This window comes from Stenotrophomonas sp. S39 (assembly GCF_016624665.1).
GTDB lineage: Bacteria > Pseudomonadota > Gammaproteobacteria > Xanthomonadales > Xanthomonadaceae > Stenotrophomonas.
This window is the reverse complement of sequence record NZ_JACVTT010000094.1, coordinates 1-17,436: the sequence shown is the minus strand read 5'-3', so window position 1 is coordinate 17,436 and position 17,436 is coordinate 1. Positions and strand designations below refer to the sequence as shown.

The 17,436-nt window shown below is 69.6% G+C and carries 16 protein-coding genes; 9 read left to right on the top strand and 7 right to left on the bottom strand.

Translation table 11 applies throughout. From position 1 onward, the window contains the following. Positions 1-75: 75 nt before the first annotated feature. From rsfS to IAE41_RS18695, 6 genes are all read right to left on the bottom strand, one after another. Positions 76-489 (bottom strand): ribosome silencing factor, encoded by a 414-nt coding sequence (gene rsfS / locus IAE41_RS18720; protein WP_079222688.1) that lies wholly within the window; start codon positions 487-489, stop codon positions 76-78. A gap of 71 nt (positions 490-560) precedes the next feature. Beyond that, positions 561-1,226 (bottom strand): nicotinate-nucleotide adenylyltransferase, encoded by a 666-nt coding sequence (gene nadD / locus IAE41_RS18715; protein ID WP_079222689.1) that lies wholly within the window; start codon positions 1,224-1,226, stop codon positions 561-563. A 3-nt stretch (positions 1,227-1,229) separates the two neighbouring features. Then, positions 1,230-2,267: a DNA polymerase III subunit delta gene (gene holA / locus IAE41_RS18710; RefSeq protein ID WP_079222690.1), complete on the bottom strand. Its 1,038-nt coding sequence runs from the start codon at positions 2,265-2,267 to the stop codon at positions 1,230-1,232. Positions 2,268-2,280: 13 nt separating this feature from the next. Beyond that, on the bottom strand, positions 2,281-2,865 hold the full coding sequence (lptE, locus tag IAE41_RS18705) for an LPS assembly lipoprotein LptE (protein WP_200734138.1): 585 nt from the start codon (positions 2,863-2,865) through the stop codon (positions 2,281-2,283). A gap of 138 nt (positions 2,866-3,003) precedes the next feature. Beyond that, a complete protein-coding gene (gene leuS, locus IAE41_RS18700) occupies positions 3,004-5,646 on the bottom strand; it encodes a leucine--tRNA ligase (RefSeq protein WP_200734137.1) in 2,643 nt (880 codons plus the stop codon). A 105-nt stretch (positions 5,647-5,751) separates the two neighbouring features. Continuing rightward, complete coding sequence (locus tag IAE41_RS18695; protein ID WP_108758089.1) at positions 5,752-6,351, bottom strand: DUF998 domain-containing protein; 600 nt, start codon at positions 6,349-6,351, stop codon at positions 5,752-5,754. A gap of 163 nt (positions 6,352-6,514) precedes the next feature. On the opposite strand from IAE41_RS18695, the gene trxA reads away from it, so the two are divergent. The 5 genes from trxA (at position 6,515) to IAE41_RS18670 (ending at position 12,043) form a co-directional block, all read left to right on the top strand. Further along, positions 6,515-7,375, top strand: coding sequence for a thioredoxin (gene trxA, locus IAE41_RS18690; protein ID WP_200734136.1), 861 nt, complete (start codon positions 6,515-6,517; stop codon positions 7,373-7,375). Positions 7,376-7,482: 107 nt separating this feature from the next. Further along, positions 7,483-9,183 carry a FecR domain-containing protein gene (locus tag IAE41_RS18685; protein WP_200734135.1) on the top strand — a complete coding sequence of 567 codons (1,701 nt, stop codon included), beginning with the start codon at positions 7,483-7,485 and terminating at the stop codon, positions 9,181-9,183. After that, on the top strand, positions 9,180-10,805 hold the full coding sequence (locus tag IAE41_RS18680) for a CHASE2 domain-containing protein (RefSeq protein WP_200734134.1): 1,626 nt from the start codon (positions 9,180-9,182) through the stop codon (positions 10,803-10,805). Before IAE41_RS18685 ends, IAE41_RS18680 begins: the two co-directional genes overlap by 4 nt. Before the next feature lie 176 nt (positions 10,806-10,981). Continuing rightward, on the top strand, positions 10,982-11,434 hold the full coding sequence (locus IAE41_RS18675; protein ID WP_200734133.1) for a transposase: 453 nt from the start codon (positions 10,982-10,984) through the stop codon (positions 11,432-11,434). A 144-nt stretch (positions 11,435-11,578) separates the two neighbouring features. Further along, positions 11,579-12,043 carry a DUF4442 domain-containing protein gene (locus IAE41_RS18670; RefSeq protein ID WP_200734132.1) on the top strand — a complete coding sequence of 155 codons (465 nt, stop codon included), beginning with the start codon at positions 11,579-11,581 and terminating at the stop codon, positions 12,041-12,043. A gap of 1 nt (position 12,044) precedes the next feature. Here the strand turns inward: IAE41_RS18670 and IAE41_RS18665 are convergent, their stop codons facing one another. Further along, the gene (locus IAE41_RS18665; protein ID WP_200734131.1) at positions 12,045-13,322 is read right to left on the bottom strand and encodes a hypothetical protein; all 1,278 of its coding nucleotides are present in this window, start codon (positions 13,320-13,322) and stop codon (positions 12,045-12,047) included. Positions 13,323-13,397: 75 nt separating this feature from the next. On the opposite strand from IAE41_RS18665, the gene IAE41_RS18660 reads away from it, so the two are divergent. From IAE41_RS18660 to IAE41_RS18645, 4 genes are all read left to right on the top strand, one after another. Then, positions 13,398-14,081, top strand: a complete 684-nt coding sequence (locus IAE41_RS18660; RefSeq protein ID WP_079222700.1) for a DUF502 domain-containing protein — start codon at positions 13,398-13,400, stop codon at positions 14,079-14,081. Next, the gene (locus IAE41_RS18655) at positions 14,078-14,875 is read left to right on the top strand and encodes a queuosine precursor transporter (protein ID WP_200734130.1); all 798 of its coding nucleotides are present in this window, start codon (positions 14,078-14,080) and stop codon (positions 14,873-14,875) included. The genes IAE41_RS18660 and IAE41_RS18655 overlap by 4 nt, the downstream gene beginning before the upstream one ends. Before the next feature lie 94 nt (positions 14,876-14,969). Continuing rightward, positions 14,970-16,910, top strand: coding sequence for a DUF885 family protein (locus tag IAE41_RS18650; protein WP_200734129.1), 1,941 nt, complete (start codon positions 14,970-14,972; stop codon positions 16,908-16,910). Beyond that, positions 16,907-17,314: a VOC family protein gene (locus IAE41_RS18645; protein WP_200734128.1), complete on the top strand. Its 408-nt coding sequence runs from the start codon at positions 16,907-16,909 to the stop codon at positions 17,312-17,314. The genes IAE41_RS18650 and IAE41_RS18645 overlap by 4 nt, the downstream gene beginning before the upstream one ends. Positions 17,315-17,436 lie beyond the last annotated feature (122 nt).

Here is a 17,436-nt window from a genome sequence, read left to right as displayed (position 1 = left end):
CCCCCCCCCCCCCCCCCCCCCCCCCCCCCCCCCCCCCCCCCCCCCCCCCTCGAAGGGGTACAGCAACGCCGTGGCTCAGGCCACTTCGTCGTCGTCGCTCGGCGGCGGCTGGTCGCCAACCGTCCACAGGCGCTCGAGCGCGTAGAACTCGCGCACGCGCGGCAGCATGACGTGGACGATGACGTCACCCAGGTCGACCAGCACCCACTCGGCTTCGCGCTCGCCTTCCACGCCCAGCGGCATCACGTCGATGTTCTTGGCGAAGCGCACGACTTCATCGGCGATCGACTTGACGTGGCGGGTCGAGGTGCCCGAAACGACGATCATGTAGTCGGCCACGCTGGACCGGCCGCGCACGTCGATCTCGACCAGGTCCTTGGCCTTCAGGTCTTCGGTGGCTTGGCGGACGCTGGCCAGCAGTTCCGGCACGGAGGGCGGCGGGCTGGGCAGATCGACCTTGATGGTCTGGGGCTGGGTCTGGTTGCTCAAAGTGGATCGACTCGATAAACGTGGGGGCGATTATACGGGCATGGCGCGCCTGCGCCATTCACGGCATGCATTCAGGGCGTATCGGGCCGGTACAGGCGCTGGTCGGCCACGTAGTCGGCCACCGCCGGCGGCAGCATGGCCCGCCAGGGCCCGGCGGCGGCGATCTGGGTGCGGACGGCGCTGGCCGATTCACCGCGCAGGGGCTGGTGCAGGCGCAGCACGCGCCCGGCCGGGCTGGCGAACAGCGACTGCTCGTTGTCGGCCCACCGGCCCTCCAAGGCCTGGCCGAGCTCGCCGGCGACGGCATCGCGCAGGGGGCTGCCCGGGCGCTCGGCCACGATGAAATGGGCCAGGCCGAACAGCGCCTGCCATTCATGCCAGGCCGGCAGGGCCAGCAGGCTGTCGGCACCCACCAGCCAGGCCAGCGGCCGGCTCGGGCCGAGTTCGGCGCGCAGCTCGCGCAGGGTGTCCACGGTATAGGACGGGCGGCCGGGATCACGTGCGGCCCGGTCCAGCTCGCGGCGGTCCAGCAGCAGGCCGGGCTCGTCACCGATGGCCAGCGACAGCATGCGGCAGCGTTGTTCGGCGGTGGCGCCCGGGGCCGCGCGGTGCGGCGGGTCGGCGGCCGGCAACATGCGCACGGCCACCTGCAGTTCGTCGCGTGCGGCGCGCGCGATGGCCAGATGGCCCAGGTGCACCGGATCGAAGGTGCCGCCGTAGTAGATCCGCAGGCTCATCACTCAGGCGCGCGCGAGCAGGCGCACGGCGCGGGCTTCGGCCACCGCCACCAGCAGCCGCTCCAGCGCCAGCCAGGCGTCACCGTCGGCGCGGCCCTTGGCGATGCGGTCGACCAGACCCGCCTCGGCCACGAAGCGCTCCCAGCGCTTGCCCTCAGGGTGCCGCTGCAGCGCGCGCTTGTACGGCGCCTGCCGCGATTCCCAGATGCCGCGCGACTTCATTTCGGCGGCCAGGTTGCCGCCGCGGGCCTGCACCCGCGCCAGGCCGGCACCGGCCAGCAGCTCGCGGATCACGATCGGCATCAGCGCGGCCACGGCCTCGCCTTCGCCACGCAGGCCGGCCAGCATGCGCAGCACCGCCTGCGGCTGGCCCGAGAACGTTGCTTCGACCAGACGGAACACGTCGTAGCGGGCGGCGTCGGCCACCAGCGATTCCATCCGTTCCACGTCCAGCGGCTGGCCGTCGGCCAGCAGGGCCAGCTTGTCGATTTCCTGCGCGGCGGCCAGCAGGTTGCCTTCCACGCGTTCGGCCAGGCGCTGCACCGCCGCGCCATCGGCGCGCAGGCCCTTGCTGCGCAGGCGGCGTTCGATCCAGTCCGGCAGCTCATGCGGCTTGATCGCCCAGGCCACCGACAGCACGCCGACGCGGTTGACCGCCTCGGCCCACTTGCCCTGGTGGGCCTTGCTCCATTCGTTGGCGGTGATCAGCAGCACCACGTCCGGCGCCGGGTCGGCGCAGAACCGGCTGATGACTTCGGCGCCGTCCTTGCCCGGCTTGCCGCTGGGCAGGCGCACTTCCACCAGGCGTCGCGCACTGAACAGGCTCGGCGCATTGAAGCTGGCATCAAGCTGGTTCCAGTCGAAATCGCGGCCGTCGGCGTCGAACACCTCGCGCTCGTCCACGCCGCTGGCGCGGGCGCGGGCGCGCACCGCATCGGCGGCTTCCAGCACGCGCAGGGTTTCCGGGCCGGCGATCAGGTACACCGGCGCCAGCGCGGTGTCACCGCCCTGGCTGGCCAGCTGTTCCGGTCGCAGTTCCATCGTATGCGGCAGCTCAGGGCTTGACCGGCGCCGGCACGGTGGCCGGTTCGCCATCGGTCGACACGGACGGCTTCGGTGCGGACAGGCTGCCGCCGCGTTCCAGCTCGGCACGCACCACGCTGTCGATGCGGCGGATGATCGAGGCGGACATTTCCCGGCGCAGCTCGTCGGCCAGGATCTCGCGTTCGGTGGTGGTACCGGTGGCGTCGGTCGGCGGCGACACGTAGTCGCGCGACAGTTCGATCACCTGCTGCGGCACCAGCTCGCTGCCGTCCTCGCGGCGGAAGATGAAGATGACCGCATAGCGCAGGCTGTATTCCTGTGCGCGGCCCTGTGCGTCGATGGCGATGGGCAGGTCACCCCAGCGCTCGGACAGCACCTGCAGCTGTGCCGCCGGATCCGTGCTGTCCTCGTCGGCCAGCTTCGCACCGGACGCCAGCAGGCTGCGGTTCAACAGCTTGACCAGCTCGCTGTAGGGCGCAGTGGAGACCACCTTCACCGGCGCGGTGTCGGTCGGCAGCATCAACTTGTTGCGCAGGTGGAAGCCACAGCCGGCAAGGCCGAGGACAAGGACGAGGGCAAGCAGAATTCGGGTCATGGGAACAGTCTGGCGGAGCCGGGCGATCACGGCAACAGACAGCGTGCCCGAGGACGCGTGAACGCAGGGCCATCGGCACGTGGCCGTGGCATGGCGACAACGCACCGGCCGCCAGGGCGGCGGCCGGTGCCGGGTGCATCAGGCAGCGACGATGTTCACGATCTTGCCGGGGACGATGATGATCTTGCGCACCGTCAGGCCTTCCATGAACTTGGCGGTGTTCGGCTCGGCCAGGGCCAGTGCCTCCACCTGCTCGCGCGCGGCGTCGGCGGCCACATCGATGGTGCCACGCAGCTTGCCGTTGACCTGCACGGCCAGGGTCAGCGCATCACGCACCAGCGCGGCACTGTCGGCCTGCGGGAACGGCTGGTCTTCCAGCAGCGTCTGGCCGTGGCCCAGCACCTGCCACAGGGCGTGGCTGGCGTGCGGGGTGATCGGGTTGAGCAGCAGCACCACGGCCTGCAGCGCTTCCTGGCGCACCGCGCGCCCCTGTTCGCTGGTGTCCTCGAACTTGGCCAGTGCGTTCATCAGCTCCATCACCGCAGCGATGGCGGTGTTGAAGCTGTGGCGGCGGCCGTAGTCGTCGCCGACCTTGCCGATGGTCTCGTGGGTCTTGCGGCGCAGTGCCTTCTGGTTGGCATCCAGCGCGGCCACGTCCAGTGCCGGGGCGGCACCGTCGGCAGCGTGCTTGTGCACCTGGGCCCACAAGCGGCGCAGGAAGCGGGCCATGCCGTCCACGCCCGCTTCGTTCCACTCCAGCGATTGTTCCGGCGGCGCGGCGAACATCGAGAACAGGCGCACGGTGTCGGCGCCGTACTTGCCGACCATCGCCTGCGGGTCCACGCCGTTGTTCTTCGACTTGGACATCTTCTCGGTGCCACCGACCACCACCGGCTGGCCGTCGGCGATCAGCGTGGCGCCAGTGATGCGGCCGCGCTCGTCGCGCTGCACGTCCACGTCGGCCGGGTTGATCCAGTCCTTGGAGCCATCCGGGTTCGGGCGGTAGTAGGTCTCGGCGATCACCATGCCCTGGCACAGCAGGTTGCGCGCCGGTTCGTTGCTGTCCACCATCCGCGCGTCACGCAGCAGCTTGTGGTAGAAGCGGAAATACATCAGGTGCAGGATCGCGTGCTCGATGCCACCGATGTACTGGTCCACCGGCAGCCAGTAGTTGCCGCGCTTGTCGACGGCATCACGGGCGCCCGGCGAGGTGTAACGGGCGTAGTACCAGCTCGACTCCATGAAGGTGTCGAAGGTGTCGGTCTCGCGCTCGGCCGCGCCGCCGCAGTCCGGGCAGGTGGTCTTGCGCCATTCCGGGTCGGTCTTGATCGGCGAACCGGTACCCGCAAAGGCCACGTCCTCCGGCAGCACCACCGGCAGCTGTTCTTCCGGCACCGGCACCGCGCCGCACTTGGCGCAGTAGATCACCGGAATCGGGCAACCCCAGTAACGCTGGCGGCTCACGCCCCAGTCGCGCAGGCGGTAGTTGACGCGGCGCTGGCCCTGGGCCTTGCGCTCGAAACGCTCGGCCAGCGCTTCGAAGGCACCCTGGAAGTCCAGGCCGTCGAATTCGGCCGAGTTGACCAGTTCGGTCTGGCGGCTCTTGTCGCTGTACCAGTCCTGCCAGCGGGTGGCGTCCCAGGTACGCTCATCGTCGTTGCGCGCATCCTTCAGGGCGATGACCTGCACGATCGGCAGGCCGTACTTGTTGGCCACCTCGTTGTCGCGCTGGTCGTGGCCGGGCACGGCCATCACCGCGCCGGTGCCGTAGCCCATCAGCACGAAGTTGGCCACCCACACCGGCACCTGTTCGCCGGTGACCGGGTGCACGGCGCGCAGGCCGGTATCCATGCCGCGCTTTTCCTGGGTTTCCAGTTCGGCTTCGGACACGCCACCCTGCTTCAGGTCGGCCAGCATCGCCGCCAGTTCGGGGTTGTTCTTCGCCGCGTGCAGCGCCAGCGGGTGTTCGGCGGCGATCGACACGAAGGTCACGCCCATCACCGTGTCCGGGCGGGTGGTGAACACGCGCAGCGGGTCCAGCGCGCTGCCGTCGACATCGCGCACGTCGAACTGGATTTCCAGGCCTTCGGAACGGCCGATCCAGTTGCGCTGCATGGTCTTGACCGATTCCGGCCAGCCGTCCAGCTCATCCAGGCCGTCCAGCAGTTCCTGGGCGTAATCGGTGATGCGCAGGAACCACTGCGGGATCTCGCGCTTCTCGACCAGGGCACCGGAGCGCCAGCCGCGGCCATCAATGACCTGCTCGTTGGCCAGCACGGTCTGGTCGACCGGGTCCCAGTTCACCACCGCGTTGCGGCGGTAGGCCAGGCCCTTGCGCATCAGGCGGGTGAACATGCGCTGCTCGTGGACATAGTAGTCCGGGCGGCAGGTGGCGAACTCGCGCGACCAGTCGATGGCATAGCCCAGCGACTGCAGCTGGCTGCGCATGTGGTCGATGTTCTTGTAGGTCCACGCCGCCGGCGCGGTCTTGTTCTTGATCGCGGCGTTTTCCGCCGGCAGGCCGAACGCGTCCCAGCCCATCGGCTGCAGCACGTTGTGGCCGGTCATGCGCTTGTAGCGGCTGATCACGTCGCCGATCGTGTAATTGCGCACATGACCCATGTGCAGCGCGCCGGACGGGTACGGAAGCATCGACAGGCAGTAGTACTTCGGCTTGTCCGAGGTCTCGTCGACCTCGAAGGCGCGGGTGGCATCCCAGAAGCTCTGGGCGGCGGATTCAACCTGCTGCGGGTCGTAAACGTTGGGTTCGGCGCTGGTCATGTAACACGCGGTTGCGGCGGCAAAGCGGTACAGCGTACCGCAGTGCGGCAAACGTCTCCAATCCCGGGCCGGAAAGCCCCGCGCGGCGGTCGCCCGGCCGCCGTCTCAGCGCGCCCGCGACAGCGGCAGGGCCAGGGCCAGCCAGACCGCCCAGCAGGCGAACGCCAGCCGCTGCGCCAGCGGCGCCGGCAGCACGCCCTGCAGGGCAAACGCGGCCAGGCCGGCCAGCGCGCCGCAGCCCAGGGCCAGCAAGGCCATCGCGCGCCCGTGCCCGCCACGCAGGCGCGGGATGCCCAGCATCAGCGTGCCGACCACGAAGCCGAGCACCCAGACCATCCAGGCGCTGGCATGCAGCTGGCTGGCGCCGCCATGCAGGTCTTCCGGGTCCAGCGGCAGCAGGCCCATGGCCGCGAAGGCCAATCCCGCCAGCAGCAGCATCTGGCTGCCCACCCGCGGTGCCCAGCCCGCCCCCACCGGCAATTGCCGGCGCAGGCGCTCGGCTACCACCACCGCCAGCGCGCCCGGCAGCACCAGGCCCAGCAGGTTGAAAGCCAGCGCATGCGGCACGCCCTGGGCACCGAGCAGCGCCACCGGGTGCACGGCCTGGGCGTAGCCGGCCAGCCCCGCGCCGAAACCAAGCACGGCCAGCACGAACAACACGGCGGCCAGCAGCCCCAACCAACGATCAAGCCAGAGCACGGACATCGCGCGGACCCACCTGTAATGAAAGACCGCTGCATTGTCGCGGCAGGCACGACAACCGCCAAGCCATGGCGCGTTTGCCCGTGCCGGGTGTGACGACAGGGTTGAGACCGACATGGATCGACACCATAGAATCGGTCTCCAGTTGCCAGGCGATATCTCCCCCATGACCGAGACGACGACACACGTATTCGACGCCACCACCGCGACCTTCGAGGCCGAGGTGCTGCAGAAATCCCTGCAGACGCCGGTGCTGGTGGACTTCTGGGCCACCTGGTGCGGCCCGTGCAAGACGTTGGGCCCGATGCTGGAAAAGCTGGCGGCCGAGTACAACGGCGCGTTCGAGCTGGCCAAGGTCGATGTCGACGCCGAGCAGCAGATCGCTGCCGCTTTCCAGATCCGTTCGGTCCCGACCGTGTTCCTGGTCAAGGGCGGCCAGCTGGTGGACGGCTTCCCGGGCGCCATCCCCGAAGGCCAGCTGCGCGAGTTCCTGGCCCAGCACGGCGTCGTGCCGGCCGATATCGGCGACACCGTGGCCGAAGACGAGGCGCCGCTGGACCCGCAGGCGCAGGTGGACGTGCTGCGTGCGCAGATCGCCGCCGAACCGGACAAGGACGAGCTGAAGCTGGACCTGGCCCTGGCCCTGCTGCAGGTGGGTGGCGTGGACGAAGCCGGCACGCTGATCGATGCCCTGCCCGCCAACCTGGCCACCGATGACCGCGCGGTGCGCGGCCGTGCGCGCCTGGCCTTCGCCACCGCGCTGAAGGATGCGCCCTCGGCCGAGGCCCTGGATGCCCGCATCGCCGCCGATGGCAAGGACCTGCAGGCCCGCCATCTGCGCGGCGTGCAGCTGCTGCTCGGCGGCCACGACGAAGCCGCGCTCGAGCAGTTCCTGGAGATGCTGCGGATCGACCGCACCTTCGCCGAAGGCCTGCCGCGCAAGGTGCTGATCGATGCCTTCAACGTCATCACCGACGAGGACCTGGTCGGCCGCTACCGCCGGAAGATGGCCTCGCTGCTGTTCTGAACGAAGGTACGCTCCGTTCAGAATTCCTGCACTGAACGCGGGCAATAATGTGATCGGTAGCGGCCTTTTGGCCGCTACGATCCATTCGGGGGGATGAGGTCGGGGCCATGGGGTCTTGCAGCTGCGCCCCCGCACAGCCGGGACAGCACTCCGTGACCGTTGGCCGTTCGTCGTCTTCCCTCGCCCGCCGTTTCGCCGCACTGCTGTGCGCCCTGCTCCTGCTGCCGGGCCTCGCCGCCGCACAGGACTGGAACTACCGGGTCCGCCCCGGCGATACCCTCTGGGATCTGGGCGGCCTGTACCTGAAGGCGGACGTGCCCTGGCAACAGCTGCAACAGCACAACCGCATCGACAACCCCTACCGCCTGCCGCCCGGCGGGCTGCTGCGCTTCCCGGTCAGCTGGCTGCGGGTCGAACCGGCCCCCGCGCGCGTGCTGGCCGTGCGCGGCACCGTGCAGCTGGCCGCTGCCAATGGCAGTGCCACCCGTGCCCTGCTCGCCGGCGAGCGGCTGCACATCGGCGACACCGTGCAGACGGCGGCCGATGCCAGCGTCACCCTTGAATTCGCCGATGCCTCGCGCCTGCAGCTGCGCGAGCACTCGCGGCTGCGCCTGGACCAGCTGAGCCGCTACGGCCGCACCGGCATGGTCGATACCCGCGTGCGCCTGCAGCAGGGCCGGGCCAGCAACCGCGTCACTCCCGCCCGCGGCCCGGCGTCGCGCTACATCATCGATGCCCCCGCAGCCACCAGCAGCGTGCGCGGCACGGTGTTCCGGGTCAGTGCCGGCGATGGCACGCAGGTCGGTGCCACCGAAGTACTGGAAGGCCGCGTGCAGGTAGGTAATCCGCACGGCCAGCGGCTGGTGCGCCCGGGCCAGGCCAGCCGCAGCGCCAGCGCCGATGCGGCACCTGAAGCCGTATCCGCGCTGCTGCCCGCGCCGCGGCTGCGCAGCGATGCCACCACGCTGGCGCCGCTGCCGGCACGCCTGGAATGGGAGCCGGTGCCCGCTGCCGACCACTACCGGGTCGAAGTGGTGCTGGCCGCCACGCCGGAGATCCTGCTGTTCGCGGCCACCACCGCCGGCACCTCGCTGGTCATCGACGACCTGCCGCCCGGCGCCCTGCGGCTGCTGCTGCGCGCCGTCGATGCGCAGGGCGTGGAAGGCCTGGATGCCAGCGCCGACTTTCTGCTCAGCGACCAGCCGCCACCGCCGCTGACCGTGTCGCCCCTGCACGGCCAGGCCGTCAACAGTGACCGGCCGCGCTTCCGCTGGACCCAGGCCCCGGGCGCGAGCAGCAGCGTGCTGCAGATCGCCGGCGAGCCACGCTTCCTGCAACCGCTGCAGCAGCAGGCCAGTACTGGCACCGACCTGCGCCTGGCCACGCCGCTGCCGCCGGGACAGTACTTCTGGCGCGTTGCCTCGCGCGATGGCCAGGGCCACCAGGGGCCGTTCGGGCAGGCGCTGCCCCTGCAGCTCACCGACGATCCGGTCGACCCGGCCCTGCAGCCGCCCGAAGCTGCCCACGGCGAGCTGACCCTGCGCTGGCAGGCCGGCAGCGAAGGCCAGCGCTACCGCGTGCAGGTGGACCGCCGCGGTGACTTCAAGGCGCCACTGGTGGATGAAACGCTGGCGCAGCCGCAGGTCAGCTTCAAGCGACCTTGGCGCGGCACCCTGCACGTGCGCGTGCAGTACATCGACGACGACGGCCACGCCGGTCCGTTCTCACCCGCCCAGCAGGTCAAGCTGCCGTGCCGGCTGTGCTACGGCGCCGGCGGCAGTGCCCTGCTGTTGTGGCTGCTGCTGTGAGGCGCTCGCCCCTGCCCTGGTCGCGGCGCATCCTGCTGGCCCTGTTGGCCGGCATCGCCACGGCGGTGGTCAGCCACGGGCAGTTCCTGTGGCGGCAGGATGAAGCCACCTACGACCTGCTGGTGGGCGACTGGGACTACCGCCCCGACCCCAGCGTGCTGATCGTGGCCATCGACGAAGAGAGCCTGCAGCGCATCGGCCAGTGGCCGTGGCCGCGCTCGGTGCATGCACGGCTGCTGGACCGCTTGACCGATGCCGGTGTCGAACGGGTAGCGCTGGACCTGATGCTGTCCGAGCCGGACCGCCGCGACGCGCGACAGGATGCCGAACTGGCCGCAGCCATCCGACGCAATGGACGCGTGGTGCTGCCGGTGCTGGCGGCGCCGGCGGCAGGCGACCGCCTGGCCGAAGAACTGCTGCCCATCCCGCTGATCGCCGCCAGCGCCGCGGCCATCGGCCACAGTGACGTGGAAGTCGATGGCGATGGCGTGGCGCGCGGTGTCTACCTGCGCGCCGGCATCGGCCAGCCTCACTGGCCAGCGCTGGGGCTGGCGCTGTCCGGCCTCCCGGCCCAGCGCATGCATGGCCTCGCCGACCCCGCGCCTGCACTCGACTCGCCCTATCAATGGCGTCGCGACGACTACGTGCGCGTGCGCTATGCCGGCCCGCCCGAGCGGCTGCCGCATGTCTCCTACGCCGATGTGCTTGATGGCCAGGTCGAGGCGTCGCTGCTGCATGGCCGCCGCATCGTGGTCGGCATGACCGCCAGTGGCATCGCACCGCGCCTGCTGACCCCGACCACCCGCGAGTACTGGATGAGCGGCAGCGAGTACCAGGCCAACATTGCCTCGATGCTGCTGCAGGACAAGCAGATCAACGTGCTGCCGCGCATCGCGCAGGACGTGCTGTCCGGGCTGATGGCGGCGCTGTGCGTAATGCTGCTCGGCCTGCGCCTGCCGTGGCTGGCCGCGCTGTGCTCATTGCCGCTGGCTCCGCTGCTGGGCTGGCTGCTGCTGCGCGTGGGCAACCTGTGGTGGGCACCGGCCAGCGCCCTGCTCGGCGTGCTGCTGATCCTGCTGGTGTGGGCCGTCTGGCGCATCTCGGCCTGGCACCGCCAGGCCAACCGCGATGCGCTGACCGGGCTGGGCAATCGCCTGCGTTTCGAACAGGCCCTGCAGGAGGAATGCGATGCCGCGCGGCGCAGTGGCAAGCCGCTGAGCCTGGCCCTGATCGACGTGGACCATTTCAAGCATCACAACGACCGCCACGGCCACCAGGCCGGTGACGGCGTGCTGCGTGATGTCGCGCGGCTGATCGCTGCACATGCGCGACGCCCGCGCGACATGGCCGCACGTTACGGTGGCGACGAGTTCGCGCTGGTGCTGCCGGACACCCCAGCCGATGGCGCGCGCCTGGTGGTCGAAGACCTGATCGCCGGCGTGCGCGCACTGCCGCCCCCGGGCGACGGCCGCGGTGCCGGCATCACCCTCACCATCGGCGTGTACACGCGCGTACCCGATGGCAGTCTGCATCCCCACCATTTCGTCGAAGGCGCCGACGCCGCGCTGTACCGCGCCAAGGACAACGGCCGTGACGGATATGCCATGAGTGGTGACCCGTAAAGTCGAGCTTGCTCGACTGGCCGTTGCCTTTGTGCCCGTAGAGTCGAGCTTGCTCGACTGGCCGTTGCCGTTGTGCCCGTAGAGTCGAGCTTGCTCGACTGCCCTCCTCGATTCCTCCGACAGCAGATTCCGCTTTTCCCTAGGGCCACTTCCAAAGTGATCCGCCACTCTGGGCCATGCCCAGTCCCGCCCTCCTGCGTTGCCGTACTTCAGTGGTTGGCCACTTCCATGTCATCACCAGCGTGGCTGCAGGCCGCCGCCCGTTGTTTGCCGCACCGGAATGTGCCGGCGTGCTGATGGATCAGTTCAAGGCCAGTGACGCGCGCGGAGCAAGCCGATCCTTTGCCTGGATCATCATGCCCAACCACTTCCATTGGGTCATGCAACTGCGCGAAGGTGCGCTGGGGCCGTGTGTGCAGTCCTTGAAGTCGCGGTCGGCCATTGCCATCAACGCGGCACTCGGTAGACGTGCGCCGGTCTGGCAACGCGGCTACTACGAACACTGGATCCGGGACGAGCACGATATCCGCCAGCAGGTCCTCTATGTGATGGGCAATCCGGTACGCGCCGGCCTGGCGTCTCGGTTGGGCGACTATCCGTATGGATGGTGTCGATGGCCGCTTATGTAGGAAAGCCAGTCGAGCAAGCTCGACTCTACGAACAGCCACGGCGCAGGCAGTCGAGCAAGCTCGACTCTACGAATGGCGGGCCGGGGTTCAACATACGCATGCGAATGGTTAGACTCGAGTCCTCGCCCCCGCCCCCGCCCGCCCATGAAAGCCAGCACCTTCCGCCTCGGCATCAACCTGTGGCCGCCGTTCCTGTTCACCGGCATCCATGTCACCCGCATCACACCGGACTACCGGCAGATCGAGGTGGAGCTGCGGATGCGCCCCTGGAACCGCAACTATGTCGGCACGCACTTCGGTGGCAGCCTGTTCGCGATGACCGATCCGTTCTGGATGCTCGGCCTGATGCACACCCTGGGCCGCGACTACTACGTGTGGGATCGCGCCGGGGCCATCGAATTCCTCAAGCCCGGGCGCGGCACCGTCCGCACCGCCTTCCATATCGACGAGGCGGTGCTGGATGAGCTGCGCGCCGAGGCGGCCAACGGCGAAAAGGTGCTGCGCTGGTTCAGCAACGACGTGGTCGATGCCTCCGGCGACGTCGTCGCCCGCGTGCGCAAGCAGGTCTACGTGCGCCTGAAGCCGCAGGCGCGCGCCAACGCCGCCTGATCTACAGCGGCACCGACAACAGCGGCGCTGCCCCGGCCGGCATGTCGCGCGCCCGTCGCGGCACCTGCAGGTGCTTTCCATCGGCCGACAGCACCGGCGTCCGCGAGGGTGAGCGCCAGCGCGCCGGCAAGCGTTGCAACGCCTGCTCCGGTGCATCCGCCTGCTGCCGCAGCCAGCGCTGGGCGCCCAGCAGGCGCAGCCACGCCGCCGCATCCTGGCTGCGTGCGGCGTAATCCTGGTAGGCCGGCGCGGCGATGTCACCGAGGACACAGCCGATCATGTTGGACAGGCAGCCGACGTCCCATCGGCCCACGCTGCCCACGACAACCGGCATGTCGGCCGCCAGCCGGCCAGTGGTGGCCGGGTCGCAGGCCCATCCCAGGTTCAACGCGATGCGGCCCAGGGTGTGTTCGCGATCCAGCATCAGCACGGTGCCGGCCTGCTGCAGCGATGCATCGATGGCGGCCTTGCTGATCGCAAACTCGCCCTGCATCGCCCTGCACAGGCTCTGCCCATCGGCATCCATCGGCTGCAGCGCGCGCTCGCAGGCGGCCGGCAGCGCCTGGTCCGGTGGCAGCCCGGCCAGCATGGCGGCCAGCAGCTGCACATGGGTCCGCACCACCGCCGCGCCGATCATGCTGTCGATCAGCGTGTTGCCACCGCGCATCAGGCGCCGCCCCATCTGCACCGAACGGCAGCTGCCAGCCAGTGCGCCGGCGATGTCGCCCTGCACGTAGGCCAGCGCGTGCGCGCCGGTGCCATCCATCAACAGCGCGTAGTTCGGCAGGGGCATCAGCCACGCCTTGCCCGAAGGAACGAACGGGGTATCGACGTTGTCGACATCGGCAAGGCTGTCCAACCGCGCGTGCAGTTGCAGGTGGCCGGCATGGGCAGCACTGAAACCCTGCAGGTCGGCGCGCACCTTCGCCAGGCAGTCGCCTGCGGCAGGACCACACTTCCCCTGCGGATCCAGCGCCACGGCCGGGTGCGTGGCCGCCAGCGCCGAATCGGCCATCCCCGGCGCAGGGCCCGCCTGCCAGCGCCGCACGTCCACGGCCAACGCCGCCTCACGCTGGGCAGGTTCCAGGCCATCAAAGGGCAGCGTCCACAGCAGCGCGAAGCCGTTCTTCCCCGGCGCCGGGTGCACGTCCTCCAGCCAGCGCACCTGTTCACGCTGGGCGGCCGGCAGCGGCCAGAGCCGCGACAGGCTCCACAGCAGCACCACCAGCCCGACCAGGCCCAGCAGGGCCCAGCCCACTCCGCGCAGAATCCTCAACACAGCATCCGTTCCCTGTCTGGCTCCCGCCCCGACCTTCCAGCGTAATCCAGCGCAATCGGCCGCTACAATGCGCACATGTCGCTCGAAGCCCCCGCCCTGGTCCCCCGCCCTTCCCTGCAGCGCCTGTTCCTGACCGGCCTGCTGACCCTGTTGCCGATCTGGCTGACCTGGGTCGTGGTGAAGTTTGTCTTCGTGTTGCTGTCGGGCATTTCCAGCCCGCTGGTGGTGCCGCTGTCCGAGCAGATCGCGACCAGCTTCCCGCACTACCTGGGCTGGGTCCACGCCGAGTGGATCCAGGACACCATCGCCCTGCTGGCCACCCTGCTGGTGATCCTGGCGGTGGGCGTGGCCAGCCGTCGCGTGGTCGGCCAGCGCCTGCTGCGCTGGGTCGGCGCCATCATCAAGCGCATCCCGCTGGCCAGCATCATCTACGACAGCGCCAAGAAGCTGCTGGACATGCTGCAGACCGAACCGGGCAGCACCCAGCGCGTGGTCCTCATCGACTTCCCGCACCGTGACATGAAGTCGGTCGGCCTGGTCACCCGGGTCATCAAGGAACAGGGCACCGACCGCGAACTGGCGGCGGTGTACGTGCCGACCACGCCCAACCCGACCTCGGGCTACCTGGAAATCGTGCCGGTGGAACTGCTCACCCCGACCGACTGGACCGTCGACCAGGCGATGAGCTTCATCATTTCCGGCGGTGCGGTGGCTCCGGCCAGCGTGCCCTTCACCCGCGCCGGCGAACGCCCGGAGTGAGCGGCACGCCCAGCGACGCGCCCTACGCGCGCCCCCTGCAGGACCGCGCGGTCCTGCTGTTCATCATCCTGGCCACGTTCTTCTGCGGCAACGCGGTGCTGGCCGAGCTGATCGGGGTGAAGATCTTCGCGCTGGAAGACACGCTGGGCATCGATGCACTGAACTGGAACCTGTTCGGCCAGACCGGATCGTTGAGCTTCACCGCCGGCACGCTGTTGTGGCCGGTGGTGTTCATCATGACCGACACCATCAACGAGTTCTTCGGCAAGCGCGGCGTGCGCTTCATCTCGTGGCTGGCGGTGGTGCTCATCGCCTATGGGTTCCTGTTCGCGTTCGCCGCCATCTCGCTGGCACCGGCCAGCTGGTGGGTTACTTCGATGGATGCGCACGGCGTGCCGGATTACCAGGCCGCGTTCGCGGCGGTGTTCGGCCAGGGCATGTGGACCATCGCCGGTTCGCTGGTGGCCTTCCTGGTGGGCCAGTTGATCGACGTGGCCGTGTTCCATCGCATCCGCCAGGCCACCGGCGAGCGCCATGTGTGGCTGCGCGCCACCGGTTCGACCGCCGTCTCGCAGCTGGTGGACAGCTTCGTGGTGATCTGGATCGCCTTCGTGCTGGGCCCGCAGAAATGGCCCACCTCGCTGTTCCTGGCCGTCAGCAGCGTCGACTACGTGTACAAGATGGGCTTTGCCATCGCCCTGATCCCGTTGCTGTACCTGATGCGGCGCGCGATCACCCGCTATCTGGGCGAGCCACGTGCCGCTCAGCTGCGCGCTGCCGCTGCGGCTGACTGAAGCCCCAGCGACGACAAGCTGACTGCGCGTTCACGCTGGCCGTACGCGCCCGGATCGTGCAAGCTCCACGGTCTGTGTTCCACGGAAGCTCCTGATGCCGTATCCCACCCGCGCCCTGGCCGCCGCCATCGCCGCGTTGTTCCTGTTCAGTGCCGTGCCATCGGCAGAGGCAGCGAAGAAGAAGGCCAGCCGCCCCGCCGCCGCGCAGACCCGGCAGGCCGCCAAGCCGAAGGCCAAGCCCGCGCGCGCCACCCCGGCACGCGGCAGCTCCACGCGCCGCGCCGCCGCGCGCCCGGTGGCACCGGCCCGCGCCGTGCCCAGGCAGGTGCAGCTGGAGCGCCTGTACGACGAATACTGGGACGCCTCGATGCGGTTGAACCCGCTGCAGGCCACCTTCCAGGGCGACGCCCGCTACAACGACCAGCTGCCCAACATCCTGTCGGCCGCATGGCGCCAGCAGTCACACGATTTCACCACCGAATGGCTGGGCAAGGTCGAGAAGGTCGGCAGTGACGGCCTGCAGGGCCAGGACCTGCTCAGCTACGAAATCTTCGTGCGCGATGCGCGCGCCTCGCTGGCGGCCGAGCGCTACCCGAGCTGGATGATGCCGATCAGCCAGTACTACAACATCGGCAGCATCATGGCGATCCTCGGCGCCGGCGCAGGCGCGCAGCCGTTCAACACGGTCAAGGATTACGACACCTGGTCGCGCCGCTCGCTGGGCATCCCCGACCTGTTCAACCAGGCCATCGACAACATGCGCCAGGGCATGAAGGCCGGCGTGGTGCAGCCGCGCGACCTGATGGAGAAGGTGCTGCCGCAGCTGGACGCGGTGATCACCCCGACCGCCGAGGAAAGCATCTTCTGGTCGCCGATCAGGACCATGCCGAGCGACATTCCGGCCGAGGAAAAAGCGCGCATCAGCGCCGAGTACAAGCGCATGATCGAGCTGCGCATCATGCCGTCCTACCGCGCCCTGCGCGGTTTCATCGCCACCGAATACCTGCCGGCCACCCGCAGCAGCAGCGGCCTGGGCGCCCTGCCCGACGGCCAGGGCTGGTACGCCAACCTGATCGTGCAGACCACCGCCAGCGACCAGACCGCCGCCCAGCTGCATGCGCTGGGCGAGCAGCGCGTACAGGAACTGAGCGCGCAGATCGCTGCGGTGATGAAGGACAACAAGCTGCGCGGCTCGCAGGCCAAGCTGCTGAAGAACATGCGCACCGACCGCCAGTTCCAGTACGGCGATGCCAACGCGCTGATCAATCGCTACCGCCAGCTGCAGCAGCAGGTGGATGCGCGCCTGCCGCAGGTGCTGGACACCCTGCCGAAGGACCGCCTGGAAGTACGCGCGGTCGAGCCGGACCGTGCACTGACCGCCGCTGCCGCCGCCTACCAGCCCGGCCAGCCGGGACAACCGGGCGTGCTCTACGTCAACACCCGCGACCTGCCCAGCCGCAAGCGCTGGAGCGTGCCGGTGCAGTACCTGCATGAAGCCATCCCCGGCCACCACGTGCAGCTGGCCCTGCAGCAGGAACTGGCCAAGCTGCCGCGCTTCCGCCGCCTGGGCGGCGACCTTGCCTTCGTCGAAGGCTGGGGCCTGTATGCCGAAACCCTCGGCGAGGAACTGGGCGTCTACACCGATCCCTACGACCGTATCGGCTACCTGTACTCGCGCCTGCTGCGCGCGGCCCGCGTGGTGGCCGACACCGGCGTGCACTCGCAGGGCTGGAGCAAGCAGCAGGCGGTGAACTACCTGCAGAAGGCCGTGGACATGAGCGAGGACGACGCCAACGCGGAAGTCGAACGGATCATGGCCCAGCCGGGCCAGGCGCTGTCCAACGTGGCGGGCCTGAGTCGCATCCTGGCCCTGCGTGACAAGGCCCGAGCGCGCCAGGGCGCGGCCTTCGACCTGCGTCGCTTCCACGCCGAAGTGCTGAAGGACGGCTCGATGCCGCTGGACGTGCTGGAGCGCAAGGTGGACCGCTGGCTTGACCAGCCCGCCGCGACGGCACCGGCCACGGCAACGCCATGACCCGCGCAGCGACCGGCGGCCTGCTGGGCATCCACCATGCCGCCGTCATCTGCAGCGATTACGCACGTTCGAAGGATTTCTACGTGCGCATCCTCGGCCTGCGCGTGCTGGCCGAGAACCACCGTGCCGCGCGCGACTCGTGGAAGCTGGACCTGGCCCTGCCCGACGGCGGCCAGCTGGAGCTGTTCTCCTTCCCCGCACCGCCGCCCCGGCCCAGCCGCCCCGAGGCCCAGGGCCTGCGCCACCTGGCCTTCCGGGTGGCGGCGCTGGAACCGTTCATCCAGCGCCTGGCCGAGCATGGCGTAGCCTGCGAACCGATCCGCGTGGACGAGTACACCGGCGCCCGCTTCACCTTCTTCGCCGACCCTGACGACCTGCCGCTGGAGTTGTACGAAGTCGGTTGATCCGCCCCCGTGGGGCCCCCCCCGGCGCGCCCCCCACCCCCCCCCCCCCCCCCCGGGGCCCCCCACCGGGGGCCACCCACCACCAACCGCGATCCGACCCCGTGCCGACCAATGGTCGGCAC

Excerpts from the sequence above, each read along its gene's own strand:
- leuS (WP_200734137.1), bottom strand. The coding sequence starts at position 5,646 with ATGACCAGCGCCGAACCCAACGTTTACGACCCGCAGCAGGTTGAATCC.
- nadD (WP_079222689.1), bottom strand. The coding sequence starts at position 1,226 with ATGAGCCTGCGGATCTACTACGGCGGCACCTTCGATCCGGTGCACCTG.
- IAE41_RS18685 (WP_200734135.1), top strand. The coding sequence starts at position 7,483 with ATGGGGTCTTGCAGCTGCGCCCCCGCACAGCCGGGACAGCACTCCGTG.
- IAE41_RS18670 (WP_200734132.1), top strand. The coding sequence starts at position 11,579 with ATGAAAGCCAGCACCTTCCGCCTCGGCATCAACCTGTGGCCGCCGTTC.
- IAE41_RS18645 (WP_200734128.1), top strand. The coding sequence starts at position 16,907 with ATGACCCGCGCAGCGACCGGCGGCCTGCTGGGCATCCACCATGCCGCC.
- holA (WP_079222690.1), bottom strand. The coding sequence starts at position 2,267 with ATGGAACTGCGACCGGAACAGCTGGCCAGCCAGGGCGGTGACACCGCG.
- trxA (WP_200734136.1), top strand. The coding sequence starts at position 6,515 with ATGACCGAGACGACGACACACGTATTCGACGCCACCACCGCGACCTTC.
- IAE41_RS18660 (WP_079222700.1), top strand. The coding sequence starts at position 13,398 with ATGTCGCTCGAAGCCCCCGCCCTGGTCCCCCGCCCTTCCCTGCAGCGC.
- lptE (WP_200734138.1), bottom strand. The coding sequence starts at position 2,865 with ATGACCCGAATTCTGCTTGCCCTCGTCCTTGTCCTCGGCCTTGCCGGC.
- IAE41_RS18675 (WP_200734133.1), top strand. The coding sequence starts at position 10,982 with ATGCCCAGTCCCGCCCTCCTGCGTTGCCGTACTTCAGTGGTTGGCCAC.
- IAE41_RS18695 (WP_108758089.1), bottom strand. The coding sequence starts at position 6,351 with ATGTCCGTGCTCTGGCTTGATCGTTGGTTGGGGCTGCTGGCCGCCGTG.
- IAE41_RS18650 (WP_200734129.1), top strand. The coding sequence starts at position 14,970 with ATGCCGTATCCCACCCGCGCCCTGGCCGCCGCCATCGCCGCGTTGTTC.